We start from the raw sequence: 17,444 nt of genomic DNA, 5'->3' as shown, positions 1-17,444 counted from the left end.
GACTCAATTCACCGGTTTGAGCAGAAGCGAAACATTGTTCTGCATGCCACCGCGCAGCTTGGAGAACACGTTGAACGTCTTGCCCAGCAGGCCGTAACGCTTGCCGATCGCGTCGTAGGTGGCACCGTTGGCCGACTTGGGCAGGATCTCGGCGACGGCCTCGACCGCCTCGCTCTTCGGATTGCCGCGCACGTCACACGCCGCCACCGTGATCCGCGGGGTGTTGCGAATCCGTTTGACCTTCCAGGACGACTCCTGGGTGATGACCACCAGTCCGTCCGGTGACGGCGCGGCCCAGATCGCGGTCGGTTTGGGCCTGCCGTCCTTGGTGAACGTGGTCAGCAGAACATAGTTGGCCTTGGCGACATCGGCGAAGGTGAGAGCCATGGCACGAATCTACTGTCTGGCTACCCTTCCAGCTCGCCTTCGGTTTCCAGCAGCACCTGCCGGAGCCCGTCGAGGGTGGCCTGCTCGGGCTCGGCCCACATACCGCGGCCCGCGGCCTCCAGCAGCCGCTCGGCCATCCCGTGCAGCGCCCACGGGTTGGATTCGGACATGAACTTGCGGTTCTCGTCGTCGAGCACGTACTCGGCCGAGAGCCGTTCGTACATCCAGTCGGCCATCACGTGTGCGGTGGCGTCGTAGCCGAACAGATAGTCGACGGTGGCCGCCATCTCGAACGCGCCCTTGTAACCGTGCCTGCGCATCGCGTTGATCCAGCGCGGGTTGACCACCCGGGCACGGAAGACGCGATTGGTCTCCTCCGACAGCGTGCGGGTGCGGACCGCGTCGGGGCGGGTGTTGTCGCCGATGTAGGCGGCCGGGGCCTGCCCGGTCAGCGCCCGCACGGTGGCGACCATGCCGCCGTGGTACTGGAAATAGTCGTCGGAGTCGGCGATGTCGTGTTCGCGGGTGTCGGTGTTCTTGGCCGCCACCGCGATTCGGCGGTAGGCCCGGTTCATGTCATCGGCAGCGGGTGCACCGTCGAGTCCGCGGCCGTAGGCGAATCCGCCCCATGCCGTGTACACCTCGGCCAGGTCGGCGTCGTCGCGCCAGTTGCGGCTGTCGATCAGCTGCAGCAGACCCGCTCCGTAGGTTCCCGGCTTGGAGCCGAAAATTCTTGTGGTAGCCCGTCTTTGATCGCCATGTTCGGCCAGGTCGGCCTGGGAGTGGGCGCGCACGTAGTTGTCCTCGGCCGACTCGTCGAGGCCGGCGACCAATGCCACCGCATCGTCGAGCATGGTGACCACGTGCGGGAAGGCGTCACGGAAGAACCCGGAGATGCGCACCGTGACGTCGATGCGCGGCCGGCCGAGTTCGGCGAGCTCGATCGGCTCCAGGTTCACCACCCGACGCGAGGCGTCATCCCACACCGGCCGCACTCCCAGCAGGGCCAGCACTTCGGCGATGTCGTCACCGGCGGTGCGCATGGCCGAGGTGCCCCAGACCGACAAGCCCACCGACTGCGGCCAGCGGCCGTAATCGGTGCGGTAGCGGTCCAGCAGCGAATCGGCCATCGCCACACCGGTTTCCCAGGCCAGCCGGGAGGGCACCGCCTTGGGGTCCACCGAGTAGAAGTTGCGCCCGGTGGGCAGCACGTTGACCAGGCCGCGCAGCGGTGATCCGGACGGTCCCGAGGCGATGAAGCCTCCGGCCAGGGCGCGCAGCACCTGGTCGATCTCCCCGGAGGTGCCCGCCAGCCGGGGCACCACCTCGGTGGCGGCGAACCGCAGGATGCGAGCCACCTCGGGGTTGTCGGTGATCTTCTCCACCGCAGAAGCGTCCCAACCGGATTCCTGCAGCGCGGCCACCAGCTCGCGGGCGCCGGCCTCGGCGGCGTCGACGGCCGCGCGATCGTCACTGCCGTCCTCGGTGAGGCCGAGCGCCTGACGCAGCCCGGGCACGGCCTGCTCGCCGCCGAACAGCTGCCGGGCCCGCAGGATGGCCAGCACCAGGTCGAGTTCGCCTGCGCCGGTCGGCTTCTGGCCCAACACATGCAGGCCGTCGCGGATCTGGACATCCTTGATCTCGCACAGCCAGCCGTCGACGTGCAGCAGCATGTCGTCGAACGACTCCTCGTCCGGGCGGTCCTCCAGGCCCAGATCGTGGTCCATCTTGGCGGCGCGCATCAACGTCCAGATCTGCTGGCGGATGGCGGGCAGCTTGCCCGGGTCCAGCGCCGAAACGTTGGCGTGCTCGTCGAGCAGCTGCTCGAGTTTGGCGATGTCGCCGTAGGTTTCGGCGCGCGCCATCGGCGGGATGAGGTGATCGACGAGGGTGGCGTGCGCCCGGCGCTTGGCCTGGGTGCCCTCCCCCGGATCGTTGACCAGGAACGGGTAGATCAGCGGCAGATCGCCGAGGGCAGCATCGGTGCCACATGACGCGCTCATGCCGAGCGTCTTGCCGGGCAGCCATTCCAGGTTGCCGTGCTTGCCCAGGTGCACCACGGCGTGGGCACCGAACGAACCGGGGAACGACGAGTCCAGCCAGCGGTAGGCGGCCAGGTAGTGGTGGCTGGGCGGCAGGTCGGGGTCGTGGTAGATCGCCACCGGGTTCTCTCCGAAGCCGCGGGGTGGCTGAACGATCAGCACCACATTGCCGGTCTGGATGGCCGCGATGACGATCTCGCCCTCGGGATCGCGGCTGCGGTCGACGAAGAGCTCACCCGGTGGCGGGCCCCAGTGCTCGACGACGGCATCGGCCAATTCGGCGGGCAGGGTGGCGAACCAGGCCCGGTAGTCCTCGGCCGGGACCCGAATCGGATTGGCGGCCAGCGCCTCGTCGGTCAGCCAGTCCGGGTCCTGTCCGCCGCGTTCGATCAGAGAGTGGATCAGTGCGTCCCCATCGCCTGAGTCGACGATGGTGGCGAGGTCGCCCGGAGCGGCGGCATCACCGATGTCGTAGCCGGCGTCGCGCATGGTGCGCAGCAGTGCCACCGCACTGGCCGGGGTATCCAGGCCGACGGCGTTGCCGATGCGGGCGTGCTTGGTGGGATAGGCCGAAAACACCAGAGCGACACGCTTTTCCGCGGCAGGAATGGCGCGCAGCCGGGCGTGGCGCACGGCCAGGCCCGCCACCCGTGCGCAGCGCTCGGGGTCGGCCACATACGAGATCAGCCCTTCGGAGTCGATCTCCTTGAAGGAGAACGGCACCGTGACGATCCGGCCGTCGAACTCGGGAACGGCGACCTGGGTGGCGACGTCCAACGGAGACATGCCGTCGTCATTGTCGGCCCAGTCCGACCTCGAACTGGTCAGGCACAACCCCTGCAGGATCGGAATGTCCAGTGCGGCAAGGTGAGCGACGTTCCACGAGTCGTCATTACCGCCGGCGCCGACGGCTGCCGGGGTGGCACCTCCGGCCGCGAGCACCGTGGTGACGAGCACATCGGCGGTGCCGAGCAGCTCGAGGAGTTCGGGTTCGGCAGTGCGAAGGGATGCGCAGAACACCGGCAGCGCGCGGCCGCCGGCGTGTTCGACGGCGTCGCAGAGCGCCTCGACGTAGCCGGTGTTTCCGGCCAGTTGCTGGGCGCGGTAGTAGAGCACCGCGACGGTCGGGCCCTCGGTGCCGGCTACGTCGCGCTCCAGGACCCCCCAGCTCGGGGTGGTCACCGGGGCCGCGAAGCCGAAGCCGGTCATCAGCAGGGTGTCGGACAGGAACGAGTGGAGGTTCGCCAGGTTCGCCAGACCGCCCTGAGCGAGGTAGATGTGGGTCTGCAGGGCCGCACCCTGCGGGGCGGTCGAATGTCCCATCAATTCGGCGTCGGGCGCCTGCTCACCGCTGACCACGACCGTCGGCAGGCCACTGGCCACCACGGTGTCGATGCCGTCCTGCCAGGCCCGGTAGCCGCCGAGAATGCGGATCACCGCGATGTCGGCGCCGTCGAGAAGCTCCTCGAGTTCACCGGTGACCAGCCGCGACGGGTTGGCCCAGCGATACCGGGCCCCGCTGGAGCGGGCAGTGATCAGGTCGGTGTCCGAGGTCGACAGCAGCAGGACGGTGGGAGCGGCGGCATCAGCGGCAGCGGTCACCGCTGGCACTTCAGAGGGGTGGGACACCCCCCATTCGTACCGCACCGGCTACCCCATCGGGGCAGCCGGTGCGGCGCGATCGGCAAACGGTCAGGGCTGGGTCTCGCCGAAGCGGTCGTGCCACGACTGCCGGTACGGCGAGCCTGCGGCCGCGACGAGCACCAGGACGAATGCGGCAAATGCACCAAAGGCAAGCATGGATCGCTCCTTTCATCAGAGCCTCGGTCAAACGTTTTCAACTTCCCGGTACCGGTGGTCCCGGGAATCCTCATAAACGGTACGTTCCGACGCCGCGAAAAACGCCGATCTGTAAGCGACCGAACAGGTTTCCGAACCTGTGACCGATGTCACAACAATCACTGAAAGTAAGATGGCGGGCGACATGACCAGGACCCGCGACCAGGACGCCTGCCCCGGTGCACTCACGGTGCACCAGGCCGCCGACGGTGCCCTGGTGCGGATTCGACTTCCCGGCGGGATGCTCACCGCGACCCAATTGACGGCGCTGGCCGAGGTGGCCGAGCAGTTCGGCTCTCCGGCAATGGAACTGACCTCTCGCGGCAACCTCCAGATCCGGGCGGTGACCGACACCGGCGCGGCCGCCGCGGCGCTGGCCGACGCCGGCCTGCTTCCGTCACCGACACATGAGCGGGCCCGCAACATCGTGGCCTCGCCGTTGTCCGGACGCTCCGGCGGCGTCATCGACGTCCGCCCCCTGGTGACCGACCTAGACCGCGCCATCCAGGCCGACCCTGCCCTGGCCGGGTTACCCGGCAGGTTCTGGTTCAGCCTGGACGACGGGCGGGGCGACGTATCCGGCATCGACGCCGATGCCGGTGTGCACGCCCGTGATGACGGCACCTGCGCGCTGCTGCTGGCCGGGCGCGACACCGGGGTGCGCCTGGACACCGGTGACGCGGTCACCACCTTGATCACGGCGGCCAGACGTTTCATCGACATCCGCGGAAAAGCCTGGCGGATAATCGAACTCGATGACCATTCGGCACTGTTGGACGGCCTGACCGCCGATGCCGCGGCCGGCGCCACCTGGCCACCGACGGTGACGCCGCCGGTCGGCTGGATCGAGCAGCGCGACAAGCGGGTGGCGCTGGGAGCGGCCGTGCCGCTGGGGGTACTGCAGGCCCGGACTGCCCACTTCCTCGCCGCGATCGAGGCTCCGCTGGTGATCACCCCGTGGCGTTCGGTGCTGGTGTGCGACGTCACCGAGGGCGTCGCGGACGCCTCCCTGCGCGTGCTGGCGCCCCTGGGGCTGGTGTTCGACGAGAACTCGCCGTGGCTGCGGGTCAGCGCCTGTACCGGCAGCCCCGGGTGCGCCAAGTCCGCCACCGATGTGCGTGCCGACGCCGCCGACGCGGTCAACGCGACCGCCCAGGCCGAGTCCGCCGGTCCCGGGCGAGAATCCCACCGGCATTTCGTCGGCTGCGAGCGGGCCTGCGGCAGCCCACCCACCGCCGAGGTCCTGATCGCCACTGAGGACGGATACCGGCAGCGTTCCGCGCACGCGAGGAGCAAATCAACCTGAGGCCGCCGTAAGGTATGCGCGTGCTCGACTACATCCGTGACGCCGCCGAGATCTACCGGCAGTCATTCGCGACGATCCGCGCCGAGGCGAACCTGTCGCGCTTCCCCGACGATGTGTCGCGGGTGGTCGTCCGGCTGATCCACACCTGTGGCCAGGTGGATGTCGCCGATCATGTGTCCTACACCGACGACGTCGTGACCAGGGCGCATGCCGCGCTCGCCGCCGGCGCCCCGGTGTTGTGCGACTCATCGATGGTCGCGGCCGGGATCACCCGCTCGCGGCTGCCCGCCGACAACGAGATCGTCTCGCTGGTGGCCGATCCGCGCGCCCCGGAGCTGGCGGCGAAGTTGGGATTCACCCGCTCGGCGGCCGCGGTCGACCTGTGGGCCGACCGCCTCGGCGGCGCGGTGGTGGCGATCGGCAACGCGCCGACCGCACTGTTCCGGCTGCTGGAACTGCTCGACGAGGGCGCGCCCGTCCCGGCGGCGGTGCTGGGCGGACCTGTCGGTTTCGTCGGGTCGGCGCAGTCCAAGCAGGAACTGATCGAGCGCCCGCGTGGCATGTCCTATCTGGTGGTGACCGGCCGGCGCGGTGGCAGCGCCATGGCCGCGGCCGCCGTCAATTCGATTGCGAGTGAGCACGAGTGAGCACAACGGCGTCAGAACCTGAAACCCGGGGCACCCTCTACGGCGTCGGGCTGGGCCCGGGCGATCCCGAACTCGTGACGGTCAAGGCGGCCCGGCTGATCGGTGCGGCGGACGTGGTGGCCTACCACAGTGCCAAGCACGGTCACAGCATCGCCCGGGGCATCGCCGAGCCGTACCTGCGCGACGGTCAGCTCGAGGAACACCTGGTCTATCCCGTGACCACGGAGACCACCACGCATCCCGGCGGGTACGTCGGCGCGATGGAGGACTTCTATGCCGCCGCTGCCGAGCGCATCGCCGCCCACCTGGAGGCCGGCCGCGATGTGGCCTTGCTCGCCGAGGGCGATCCGCTGTTCTACAGCTCCTACATGCACATGCACACCCGGCTCACCGAACGGTTCGACGCCGTCATCGTTCCCGGCGTCACCTCGGTGAGCGCGGCCTCGGCGGCCACGGGCACCCCGCTGGTGCAGGGCGACGACGTGCTGACGATCCTGCCCGGCACGCTGCCCACCGCAGAGCTGGAGCGACGCCTGGCCGACACAGACGCCGCCGTCGTGCTCAAGCTGGGCCGGTCCTACAACCGGGTGCGTGAAGCCCTGGAGGCGACCGGACGGCTCGATGAGGCGTACTACGTCGAGCGGGCCAGCACCGACCGGCAGCAGGTGTCCCCGGCCCGCGAGGTGGGCAGCGAAGGCGGCGCGGATGTCAAGGTGCCGTACTTCTCGCTGGCCATGGTTCCCGGTCGGTCCCGGTCCACCGCACCGCAGGGCAGCGTGGTGGTCGTCGGCCTCGGGCCGGGTGACTCGGACTGGATGACCCCGCAGAGCCGTCGTGAGCTCTCCGCAGCCACGGACCTGATCGGCTACGGCCCGTACCTCGACCGCGTCGGGGCCCGCGCCGGGCAGCACCACCACCCCAGCGACAACACCGACGAGCCGGCCCGCGCGCAGCTGGCCTGCAAGCTGGCCCAGGAAGGCCGGACGGTCGCGGTCGTGTCCTCCGGTGATCCGGGGGTGTTCGCCATGGCCACGGCGGTGCTCGAAGAGGCCAAACAGTGGCCCGGCGTCGAGGTCCGGGTCATTCCGGCGATGACGGCGGCGCAGGCGGTCGCCAGCCGCGTGGGTGCCCCGCTGGGCCACGACTACGCGGTGATCTCCCTGTCCGACCGGCTGAAGCCGTGGGACGTGATCGCGCAGCGTCTCACCGCCGCGGCCAAGGCCGACCTGGCGATGGCGATCTACAACCCGGCCTCCAAGACCAGGACCTGGCAGGTGGGCGCCATGCGTGAACTGCTGCTGGAGTACCGCGATCCGAGCACCCCGGTGGTCGTCGCGCGTGCCGTCTCGGGTGCGGAGGCCGGCCCCGGTGAGCGGGTGACCGTGGTGCGATTGGCCGATTTGGATCCGGCCCAGGTGGACATGCGCACCATGCTGATCATCGGCTCGTCGCAGACGCAGTGGTACACCGGTTCGGCCGCCGGAGACTCCACCGCGGACCGGGTGTTCACCCCGCGCCACTACCCCGGCTGAACCCATCGACTGACTCGCGTCGAGTTTTATTGACTGCTGTCAGAATGCCCGATAATGTCCGGCGTCACACCCGTTGAAAATGGGAGGGCCGGCCAGCATGCCGACGGCACCACAGGGGGCACCCGCACGGTCCCCGATAGACCGGCGTCAACCGCAGCGCAGTGACCAGCGGCGCACCGCGATCTTGGCGGCGCTCAACGAGCACCTGCAGAAGACCGGGTTCGACGCGCTGAACATCGCCGAGGTGGCGCGGCAGGCCGGCGTGGGCCGGTCGGCGTTCTACTTCTATTTCGAGAACAAGGCGGCGGCGGTCGCAGCTCTGATCGAGCCGATGTACGACGCGTTGTTCGCCGCCAACAACATCCTGGCCGACACCACCCGGTCACCCCGCGATCGAGTCCACGACACCATCGAGGCCGTCCTTCGGACCGCCGAGGATCACCGCTATCTGGTGCAGGCCATGTTGGAGGCGCGTGGGTCCAGCGGCGCCGTCCGCGATCTGTGGGACGGTGCGCGGGAGTCCTTCGTCCCCACTGTCTCAGCGGTGATCGACGCCGAGCGCGTCGCGGGCCGCGCCCCCGGCGGCGCCGACCCGGTGGTACTCGCGAGCCTGCTGATGGAGTTCAACGATCGACTGCTGGAACGGTTCATCCTGGGTGGGCCGCTGTCGCGACAACAACTACTGGAAGGCGCAGAGGCGATGTGGATGGGCTCGATCTACGGAACAGTGCAGTGACCGCGGCAGGGTCGATCCCCAGGTCCATTCCGGGCAAGCCCGCCGAGGTTACCGCCGGATGGCTGTCGCAGGTCCTGGGTATCGAGGTGGATTCGGTGCAGACCGCGCCGATCGGCACGGGCCAGACCGGTGCCACCTACCGGGTCACCGTCACCTACCGCGACGACGCCGCCCTGCCGGGCACCTTCGCGGTCAAGCTGCCGTCGCAGGACGACACCGTGCGTGACCGCGTCACCATCGGATACCGCTCAGAGCACGCCTTCTACACCAATGTGGCCCGCCACGTCCGGATCCCGGTCCCACAGTGTCACCACTGCGAAATCGCCGGCGAGGGAGCCGATTTCGTGTTGCTCCTGGCCGATATGGCACCGGCCGAGCAAGGTGATCAGATCGCCGGGTGCACGCCGGCCGAGGCCACCCTGGCAGTCTTGGCACTCGCCGATCTGCACGGGCCGACCTGGGCCGACCCGCAATGGGCGAACTTCCCCGGTATCGCCATGCCCAAGCCGGAACCCGACTCCGCCAAGGGATTCGGGGACGTCGCCAAGATGGCCGCCGACATCACCCTGGACAAGATCGGCGCACGACTGAGCGCCGAGGACCAGGACACCATGCGCGCGGCGATGTCGGTCGTCACCCCGTGGCTGCTGGCCGAACCGGACCGGTTCGCCGTCCTGCACGGCGACTACCGTCTGGACAACATGCTGTTCGACCCCGACCGCACCCGGATCACCGTGGTGGACTGGCAGACGCTCGGGTCGGGCCTCCCGGCGCGCGACCTGTCGTATTTCACCGCGACCAGCCTGGACCCGACTGTCCGGGCCGCCGCCGAAGCCGATCTGGTCACGGCCTACCACGACCGGCTGCTGTCGCACGGGGTCACCGGTTATGATCGCGAAACCTGTTGGCAGGATTACCGTTTGGGCATGCTGCAGGCGCCGCTGATCACCGTGCTCGGCACGGCATTCGCCAGCTCCACCGAACGCGGCGACGACATGATGGTCGTGATGGCGCAGCGCGGTTGCCAGGCGATCCGCGAGCTGGGCACGCTGGATCTGATCGACGCCTGACCGGTGGTCATCTGCTGAAGCGGGCACCCGGGGTGACCCGGGCCATCCCGCGCATGAGGCTGGGCATCCGTCTCGCCATCACCGCCATGGCCTGATCCGACCGGCGCATCGTGGGCCTGGGCCCGGGCGTCGGCACCGACGCCAGTTCGGCTTCGGGTGTTCCGGCCCGGGCGCCATGACGATCCACCGCCAGAAGCCTCCAGGTACCGGGCACGCCACGCAGCTCGACATCGCCGCGGTCCTCGAAGCCGGTTCCGGAGCCGACGACGAGATCGCGGACGGTGCTGGACACCAGGATCTCTCCCGCGCCGGCCCGGCCGAGGATGCGCGCCGCGATATGGACCGCGATTCCGCCGATATCACCGTCCAGCAGCTCGCATTCGCCGGTGTGGATACCGGCTCGGATCTCGATGCCCATGGTCTCGGTCTGATCGCGTAGGGCTTCCGCGCAGCGAATCGCCTGCGTCGGACCGTCGAATGTGGCCAGGTGTCCGTCGCCGGTGCTCTTCACCACGACACCGCCGAAACGACCGGTCAGGTCTGCGGTGATCTCCCCCATGCGATGGAGCACCGCCCGCCACCGCTCGTCCCCGGTCGCCGCGGCGTGCTGGGTGGAGGCGACCATGTCGGTGAACAGCACGGTGCGCAGGGCCCGGTGGGACTGCGCCGGAGCGGCATGACTGCCGGTGAGGAACTCCTCGATCTCGCCCATGATCTCGTCGGGGTTGGTGATCCACGGTGCGTGGTCGGTACCGGCGATCTCGAACATCCGCGCTCCGGGGATGTGGTTCGCGAGATACCGGCCACCCTGGACCGGAACCAGATCGCCGGCGGCATGGGCGACCAGGGTCGGCGCCGTGATCGTCGACAAGATCGGCCGCACATCGATCCGGAACAGCGCTTCCAGGGTGGCCCGGGCCATTCCCGGGCTCGCACTCATGCGCTCGAACATCCCGAGTTGGCGGACTGTCCCGGCATCGGGGAGCAGCCGTTTGAGTGCCGCGCCGGTCCCCCACGCCGAGCCGCTGGCGCGGCCGAACTCCTGAAAGGCGACGATCTGCCCGATGGACGGCGTGTAGTCACCGCCCATCTCCGGCAGCATCCGCGCGTGCAGTTCGGCCGGGTCGCGTTCGAAGTCAGCCCACTCGGTGATGCCGAAGTACGCGAAGGTGCCGGTGAGGATCAAGGCCCGCGTGCGTTCCGGCCGGGTGGCCGCGAACAACATCGCGGCCGGACCGCCCTCGCTCAAGCCGAACAGCACGGCCCGCCCAAAGCCGGCGGCATCCATCACGGCCTCGATCTCGGCCGCCCGCTCTTCGAGAGTGCGGACCTGTGGCACCGGGTCCGACAACCCGACACCGGCCTTGTCGAACAGCAGGACGCGGCAGAACGTCGAGAGCCTCTCCATGAAGGCCTCGAATTCCGGCATGGTCCAGAACAGCTCGAGGTGGCTGACGAACGACCCGGCATAGACGAGCTCGACGGGCCCGTCTCCGAATACCTGATAGGCGAGGCTCAGACCGCCGCACGGTGCGTATGACGTCTCCGCCACGTTCGGAGCCTACTGCTGTGGGGTGGCTCAGCCTGCGGTTTTGGCCTCAACCCAGCCTGCAGCCTCCTCGACTGTGGTAACCGTCTGTACTCCCGGCGGGAGTGGCGGACGGTCCACCATCACCACAGCCACGCCCGCCGACTCGGCGGCCCGCAGCTTGGGTTCGGTCATCGCGCCGCCGCTGTTCTTGGTCACCAACGCATCGATGTGGTGGTCGCGTAGCAAGGCCAGCTCTCCGTCGTAGTCGTAAGGGCCGCGGGACAGCAGCAGTTGATGATCGACAGGCAGGGTGTCGGGATCCGGCGGGGTGACCGCCCGGATCAGGAACCAGGCGTCGACGTCCTTGAAGGCCCGGGTGCCAGACCGCCCGGTGGTGAGGAAGACCCGCGAATAGCCGTTCTTCGCCACCGTTTCAGCGGCTTCGGTGTCCGATCCCACCACGATCGCCGACCCTGACGCCCAGGCCGGCCTGGCCAACACGAGATGCGGCACCCCGAGTTCGGTGCACACCTGTGCCGCGTGCGCGGTGATGGTGGCAGCGAAGGGATGGGTCGCGTCCACCACCGCGTCGACGCCCTCGGCGACCAGCCACTGCCGCATCCCGTCCACGCCACCGAACCCGCCGATACGTACCGGACCGACCGGCAGCGCTGGATCGGGAACCCGCCCGGCCAGCGAGCTGATCACCTCGACCTCCGGATGCAGCGCGGCGGCCAGGGCCCGAGCCTCGCCGGTGCCACCGAGCAGCAGGACCTTCATCAGTGGGTGGCTCCGCGACGGCGGCCGGAGGAGTACAGGTAACTGTCGGAGAAACCTTCGGCGGCAAGAACATCGCCGACGACGATGACCGCGGTTTTGGTCACCGATGCGGCATGCATCTTCTCGGCGATGTCGGCGAGCGTTCCGCGCAGCACGATCTCCTGCGGCCAGCTGGCGAATGCCACAACGGCACAGGGAGTTTCGGGACCGTATCCACCGTCGAGCAGTTGCGGGACGATGTTGTCGATCTGGGCTGCGGCCAGGTGCAGCACCAACGTCGCCCCCGGGGCGGACAGCGTGCGCAGATCCTCACCGTCGGGCATCGCCGTGGACAGGGTGGCCACCCGGGACAGGGTGACGGTCTGAGCCACTCCGGGGACGGTGAGCTCCCGGCCCAGCGCGGCAGCGACTGCGGCGAATGCCGGTACACCGGGCACGATCTCGTATCCGATGCCCAGTTCGTCGAGTCGGCGACACTGCTCGGCCAGCGCGCTGTAGATCGACGGATCACCGGAATGCAGCCGTGCCACATCGACACCCGCCCGATCCGCAGCGACCAACTCGTCGATGATCTGGTCCAGATTCAGCGGCCCGGTGTCGATGACCCTGGCGTCGGGCGGACACAACGCCAACAGGTCGTCGGGCATGATCGACCCGGCGTACAGGCACACGGGGCAGCTGCCGAGCAGTTTGGCGCCGCGCACGGTGATGAGATCGGCGGCGCCCGGGCCGGCGCCGATGAAGTACACCGTCATCCCTTGACCACCGCCCACTGGGTCACCGGCAGCGCCGGCCGCCAGCCGGTGAAACCGCCGATCGCGCCGCCCTGGTAGTGCTGATAACGCCGCACCTCGCCGCCTTCCTTCGAATACCATTGCGCCACAACCGCTTCAGATTCCAGCGTGACCGCGTTGACCACCAGTCGGCCACCCGAGGGCAAGCGGTCGAAGCATGCCTGCAGCAGTCCTGGCTGGGTGACGCCGCCGCCGACAAAGATCACCGAGGGCTCGGGCGCACCGTCGAGGGACTCGGGAGCGCCGCCGCAGACGTCCACCCGAACCCCGAAAGCCGTGACATTGCTCAAGATCCGATCGCGGCGCTGCTCGTCGCGTTCGAATGCGACCGCCGAGCAACCCGGGGCGCTGCGCGACCATTCGATCGCGATGCTGCCAGACCCCGAGCCGACATCCCACAACAGTTCCCCGGGCCGCGGCCCGAGTGCCGCCAGCGTGACCGCCCGGATGGACTGCTTGGTGAGTTGTCCGTCGTGGGCGAACGCCTCGTCGGGCAGCGCCTGGGCCCGGCGCTCGTCCGGAAGGTAGGCCACCGCAACCACGTTGAGGTCGTCCACGTCGACCGGGGCCGTCGCCCAGTCCAGGGCCGTGCCGTCGTGGCGGCGCTCCCCCGGCCCGCCCAGCTGCTCCAGCACGGTCAATTCCGAGTCGCCCCGACCGGATTCGTTCAGCAGCCGCGCCAGAGTCGCGGGGGTCTGCGCGTCGCGGGACAGCACGATCGCCCGGCCGCCGCGACGTACCGCGGTGTGCGGCGCGGCGGTGACGAGGCTGATCACCTCGGTGTCGGGCACCGTCCAGCCCAACCGCGCACAGGCCAGCGTCACACTCGACACGTGCGGCAGCACCCGCACCCGCTGGGCGCCGAACAACCGGATCAGCGTCGCGCCGATGCCGTGCAGCAGCGGATCCCCGCTGGCCACCACGTGCACATCGGCGTCGCCGAACAGTGTCGGCAGGGCCGGCAGCATCGGAGACGGCCATTCTCGACGGTCCGGCGTCACGCTGTCGTCGAGCAGCTCCAGTTGCCGTGGCGAGCCGTAGACCACGGTGGCTTTCGCCAACTCCTCACGGGAAGTCTGTGACAACCCCGCCATTCCGTCGGCCCCGATGCCGACCACGGTGATCGTCATCGCGGCATCTTGCGCCAGATCGGCCGCGGCACGAACCGCGTCACGAAGATCATCGGCCGGATCACCCACGGCACCCACACCGCGCGCTTACCGCGGGCCAGTGCCTTGGCCGCGGCGTCGGCCACTTGGGCGGGCGTGCTGGAGAACGGGGCCGGCTCCATACCCTCGGTCATCCGGCCGATCACGAAGCCGGGCCGCACGATCAGCAGTTGCACGCCGGTCCCGTGCAGGGCGTCGGTCAGCCCGGAGGCGAACGCGTCCAGGCCGGATTTGGCCGAACCGTAGACGTAGTTGGCGCGGCGAGCCCGGGCTCCGGCGATCGAGGAGAACACCACCAGCCGGCCCCGGTCCCTGACGCGCATGCGCTGTGCCAGCACGGTGAGCAGGCTGACCTGCGCGACATAGTCGGTGTGCACGACAGCCACGGCGTGGGCCGCGTCGACCTCGGCCCGGTCCTGATCGCCCAACACGCCGAAGGCCAGCACCGCGGTGTCGATCGGCCCGTGTGTGGCTTCGATCGCGTCGATGATGCCGGCGTGGCCCGCGACGTCGTCGGCATCGAACTCGGCGGTATGGACCGCGGCGGCACCGGCGGCCTGCACCGCCGCGACCTGCTCGACGAGCTGTTCGGTGCGGCGGGCGGCCAGCACCACGACTGCACCGGCCGCGAGCCGGACCGCGAGTTCGACACCGATCTCGCTGCGGCCCCCGAAAATCACCACGACACGAGGATCCGTGCCAGCCGTGTCATCCATGGCAGCGATTATGTCCTGCGCTAGCGTGGACCCCGATGGCTACATCTCGTGGCAAGGCAACCACCAAGCTCACCAGCGAAGCACTGGCGTTTCTCACCGAACGCCACCTGGCGATGCTCACCACGCTGCGCTCGGACAATTCCCCGCATGTGGTGGCGGTCGGTTTCACCTTCGATCCCAAGACGCACATCGCGCGGGTCATCACCAACGGCGGCTCGCAGAAGGCGGTGAACGCGCACGAACGCGGCATCGCGGTGCTCAGCCAGGTCGACGGTGCGCGGTGGCTGTCGCTGGAGGGCAAGTCCACGGTGAGCAGCGAGGCCGACGCGGTCCGCGACGCCGAGCTGCGGTACGCCCAGCGCTACCGCACGCCGCGGGTGAACCCCCGCCGCGTGGTGATCGAGGTACGGATAGAGCGCGTGCTGGGCTCCTCGGAGCTGCTGGACCGCAGCGAAGGGTGAGCCGCCCACCACACTGAGCAACCCGCTGGACGGGTTCACATCGCCATCTCTGCGAGGGGGAGGTCGACGATGACGCAAGATGTCTCGCATGCAGAAATCATCAGGGATGGACGCGGTTTTTACGGTTCGCCTTTAAATGCCGCCGCCCTGGTCTGCGAGTACGTCTCGGAGGCTGCCGGCTATTATTCGCTACACAATCTGTGGGGCTTTCCCGCAGAAACAGATGACTACATTCTCAATGACCCTGACATCTACCCGTATGTGTTACGCGTGCCCAATCACATACTCACCGCAACAGCAAGCCTGGTGGTCTCCCTCTGCGACGCGAGCCGGTCAGAGAATTCCAGTCAACTCAGCATCGGTGTCCTCGCTCGCTCCCTCGCCGAGTATTCGGCGCTGGTTTGGTACCTCTGCGATTCAGCAGAAGATTTCGAAATGCGCTACCTCAAGTGCTGCGACACCCTGCGGGATTCACTGGTCAAGTCCGGCGCGGGACGCCCAACTGGACCAGAAGTCCTCAAAGAGGTGCTGTGCCACCTGGATGAGATCGGCTCGAACTTGCGCAAACGAATGTCGTCCAGCCCAAAGAAATTCAACAATGCCAATGTAATTGGGCAGATGGACCCGCTCAACGGGCACTCAGCCTACGACCATCTCTCGAAGTACACCCACGCGAATGTTCTCGTGTGTGACGGTTTGTACTCGCGTCCACCAGAGCGCGATCTGTGGATGCTTCTGATGCGATCGGCCCAATGGGTGATAACGGCATTAGACAGGGCGTCGCGTCTCAGCCACGTCGGTCACATATTCTCCGAAAGGGCGCAAGCCTTTTGGCACGAAATCAACTTTCTGTACCAGGATTTTTGGATCGACGGCGAGGCCTAATTCACCGGCACCACGACGAGATCGTGCGGCTGGTTGTTGACCGACAACGCACCGTCCGCGGTGACCACGACGATGTCCTCGATCCGCGCGCCCCACTGCCCCGGGAAGTACACGCCGGGCTCCACGCTGAACGCCATCCCGGCCTCCAGCGGCAGATCGTTGCCCTCCACGATGTAGGGCTCCTCGTGCACCGACAGCCCGATGCCGTGCCCGGTGCGGTGGACGAATGCCTCGGCCAACCCTTCGGCGGCCAGCACGTCGCGGGCGGCCGCGTCGATCTGTTCGGCCGTCACGCCGGGGCGCACGGCCGCGACGGCCGCCTGCTGGGCCCGCTGCAGCACCGCGTAACGACGCGCCACCTCGGGATCCGGCTCGCCGATGCTGTAGGTGCGGGTCGAGTCGGAGTTGTAGCCGGGCTGATACGGCCCACCGATGTCGACGACGACGATGTCGCCGGCGCTCAGCTCACGCTCCGAGCATTCATGGTGCGGGTCGGCACCGTTGGGCCCCGATCCGACGATGATGAACGCCACCTCTGAATGCCCTTCGGCGACAATCGCTTCGGCGATGTCAGCGGCCACGTCGGCTTCGGTACGGCCGGGCACCAGGAACTCCGGAACCCGGGCGTGCACCCGGTCGATCGCCGCGCCGGCCTTGCGCAGCGCGTCGATCTCGGCGGGGTCCTTGATCATCCGCAGGCGCCGCAGCACATCGGTGGCCAGTACCGGAACCACACCGAGCAGGTCGGCGAGCGGCAGCAGGTGCAGGGCGGTCATGGAATCCGTGACAGCCACCGCACTGCCCGGCCCGCCGAGTGCATCGGCGACCATCTGGTACGGGTTCTGTCCGTCCACCCAATCACGCACCGCCACACCGAGTTCAGTGACCGCCGACTCGCGCAGCGCGGCCAGCTCCAGGCGCGGCACCACAATGGTCGGGTCCCCGGTGGCGGGCAGCACCAGCGCGGTGAGCCGCTCGAAGGTCTGCGCACGGGAGCCGACCAGGTACCGCAGGTCATAGCCGGGGGTTATGACGAGACCGGCCAGCCCCGCATCCGCTGCGGCTGATGCTGCCGAGGAAAGGCGGTGGGCGTACACATCGGTGCTGAATCGGCTGACCGTCATGGCTTCGAGGCTAGTGGTGCGGTAGATAACTGGCGATCTCGATCAGGTTGCCGTCGGGGTCGCGGCAATAGTGTGAGGTCATCGGGCCCAATGCGCCGGTCTTGGGAACGGGGCCCTCGGCGATCTCGACGCCACACGCTCTCAGATGCTCACCGACGGCCTCCGGTTCGACGTCTGCGATGAAGCACAGATCCAGTGAACCCGGGGCGTCGACGGCGCCGGTCACCCAGTTGGCCGAACCGGTCGGCCGCACGTTGAGCTTCTGATCGCCGAACACCAGCGCGATACGGCCGTCACCGAACACCTCCCTGCGCATGCCCAGCACCCGCACATAAAACGCGACGGTGGCGTCGCTGTCCCGGCAGTTCACCACGACATGGTCAATACGGTTGACGGCAAAGGTCATACCTCACGCTACTGTCGCT

16 protein-coding genes are annotated in these 17,444 nt (G+C 68.4%); 7 read left to right on the top strand and 9 right to left on the bottom strand.

The features are described from left to right. Positions 1-3: 3 nt before the first annotated feature. Both ACNQVK_RS17985 and cobN read right to left on the bottom strand, forming a co-directional pair. Positions 4-387 (bottom strand): PPOX class F420-dependent oxidoreductase, encoded by a 384-nt coding sequence (locus tag ACNQVK_RS17985; RefSeq protein ID WP_409550499.1) that lies wholly within the window; start codon positions 385-387, stop codon positions 4-6. A 20-nt stretch (positions 388-407) separates the two neighbouring features. Further along, positions 408-4,031: a cobaltochelatase subunit CobN gene (gene cobN, locus ACNQVK_RS17980; RefSeq protein ID WP_418030579.1), complete on the bottom strand. Its 3,624-nt coding sequence runs from the start codon at positions 4,029-4,031 to the stop codon at positions 408-410. 382 nt (positions 4,032-4,413) lie between these two features. Between cobN and cobG the strand changes: the two genes are divergently transcribed. From cobG to ACNQVK_RS17955, 5 genes are all read left to right on the top strand, one after another. Next, positions 4,414-5,574 carry a precorrin-3B synthase gene (gene cobG / locus ACNQVK_RS17975; protein WP_418030578.1) on the top strand — a complete coding sequence of 387 codons (1,161 nt, stop codon included), beginning with the start codon at positions 4,414-4,416 and terminating at the stop codon, positions 5,572-5,574. A gap of 20 nt (positions 5,575-5,594) precedes the next feature. Further along, on the top strand, positions 5,595-6,221 hold the full coding sequence (locus ACNQVK_RS17970; protein ID WP_418030577.1) for a precorrin-8X methylmutase: 627 nt from the start codon (positions 5,595-5,597) through the stop codon (positions 6,219-6,221). Then, complete coding sequence (locus ACNQVK_RS17965; RefSeq protein ID WP_418030576.1) at positions 6,218-7,753, top strand: precorrin-2 C(20)-methyltransferase; 1,536 nt, start codon at positions 6,218-6,220, stop codon at positions 7,751-7,753. The genes ACNQVK_RS17970 and ACNQVK_RS17965 overlap by 4 nt, the downstream gene beginning before the upstream one ends. Before the next feature lie 97 nt (positions 7,754-7,850). Next, on the top strand, positions 7,851-8,489 hold the full coding sequence (locus ACNQVK_RS17960; RefSeq protein ID WP_418030575.1) for a TetR/AcrR family transcriptional regulator: 639 nt from the start codon (positions 7,851-7,853) through the stop codon (positions 8,487-8,489). 14 nt (positions 8,490-8,503) lie between these two features. Next, positions 8,504-9,559 carry a phosphotransferase family protein gene (locus ACNQVK_RS17955; RefSeq protein ID WP_418034203.1) on the top strand — a complete coding sequence of 352 codons (1,056 nt, stop codon included), beginning with the start codon at positions 8,504-8,506 and terminating at the stop codon, positions 9,557-9,559. Positions 9,560-9,566: 7 nt separating this feature from the next. Here the strand turns inward: ACNQVK_RS17955 and ACNQVK_RS17950 are convergent, their stop codons facing one another. The 5 genes from ACNQVK_RS17950 to ACNQVK_RS17930 are packed head-to-tail and all read right to left on the bottom strand — an operon-like array spanning position 9,567 to position 14,549. Further along, complete coding sequence (locus ACNQVK_RS17950; RefSeq protein ID WP_418030574.1) at positions 9,567-11,111, bottom strand: adenylate/guanylate cyclase domain-containing protein; 1,545 nt, start codon at positions 11,109-11,111, stop codon at positions 9,567-9,569. Positions 11,112-11,138: 27 nt separating this feature from the next. After that, positions 11,139-11,870 carry a cobalt-precorrin-6A reductase gene (locus tag ACNQVK_RS17945; RefSeq protein ID WP_418030573.1) on the bottom strand — a complete coding sequence of 244 codons (732 nt, stop codon included), beginning with the start codon at positions 11,868-11,870 and terminating at the stop codon, positions 11,139-11,141. Next, on the bottom strand, positions 11,870-12,625 hold the full coding sequence (gene cobM, locus ACNQVK_RS17940) for a precorrin-4 C(11)-methyltransferase (protein ID WP_418030572.1): 756 nt from the start codon (positions 12,623-12,625) through the stop codon (positions 11,870-11,872). The genes ACNQVK_RS17945 and cobM overlap by 1 nt, the downstream gene beginning before the upstream one ends. Next, on the bottom strand, positions 12,622-13,794 hold the full coding sequence (cbiE, locus tag ACNQVK_RS17935) for a precorrin-6y C5,15-methyltransferase (decarboxylating) subunit CbiE (RefSeq protein ID WP_418034202.1): 1,173 nt from the start codon (positions 13,792-13,794) through the stop codon (positions 12,622-12,624). Before cbiE ends, cobM begins: the two co-directional genes overlap by 4 nt. Next, on the bottom strand, positions 13,791-14,549 hold the full coding sequence (locus tag ACNQVK_RS17930; RefSeq protein ID WP_418030571.1) for an SDR family NAD(P)-dependent oxidoreductase: 759 nt from the start codon (positions 14,547-14,549) through the stop codon (positions 13,791-13,793). Before ACNQVK_RS17930 ends, cbiE begins: the two co-directional genes overlap by 4 nt. 35 nt (positions 14,550-14,584) lie before the next feature. Between ACNQVK_RS17930 and ACNQVK_RS17925 the strand changes: the two genes are divergently transcribed. Beyond that, positions 14,585-15,010, top strand: a complete 426-nt coding sequence (locus ACNQVK_RS17925) for a F420-dependent biliverdin reductase (RefSeq protein ID WP_090431035.1) — start codon at positions 14,585-14,587, stop codon at positions 15,008-15,010. A 69-nt stretch (positions 15,011-15,079) separates the two neighbouring features. Beyond that, complete coding sequence (locus tag ACNQVK_RS17920; protein WP_418030570.1) at positions 15,080-15,895, top strand: hypothetical protein; 816 nt, start codon at positions 15,080-15,082, stop codon at positions 15,893-15,895. Here ACNQVK_RS17920 and ACNQVK_RS17915 read toward each other — a convergent pair. Beyond that, on the bottom strand, positions 15,892-17,019 hold the full coding sequence (locus tag ACNQVK_RS17915) for a M24 family metallopeptidase (protein ID WP_418030569.1): 1,128 nt from the start codon (positions 17,017-17,019) through the stop codon (positions 15,892-15,894). The genes ACNQVK_RS17920 and ACNQVK_RS17915 overlap by 4 nt on opposite strands. 10 nt (positions 17,020-17,029) lie before the next feature. After that, positions 17,030-17,425, bottom strand: coding sequence for a VOC family protein (locus ACNQVK_RS17910; RefSeq protein ID WP_418030568.1), 396 nt, complete (start codon positions 17,423-17,425; stop codon positions 17,030-17,032). Positions 17,426-17,444: the final 19 nt, after the last annotated feature.

The sequence above is a fragment of the Mycobacterium sp. 134 genome (genome assembly GCF_048282715.1).
Lineage (GTDB): Bacteria > Actinomycetota > Actinomycetes > Mycobacteriales > Mycobacteriaceae > Mycobacterium > Mycobacterium septicum.
This window is presented reverse-complemented; position numbering and strand designations above follow the sequence as displayed.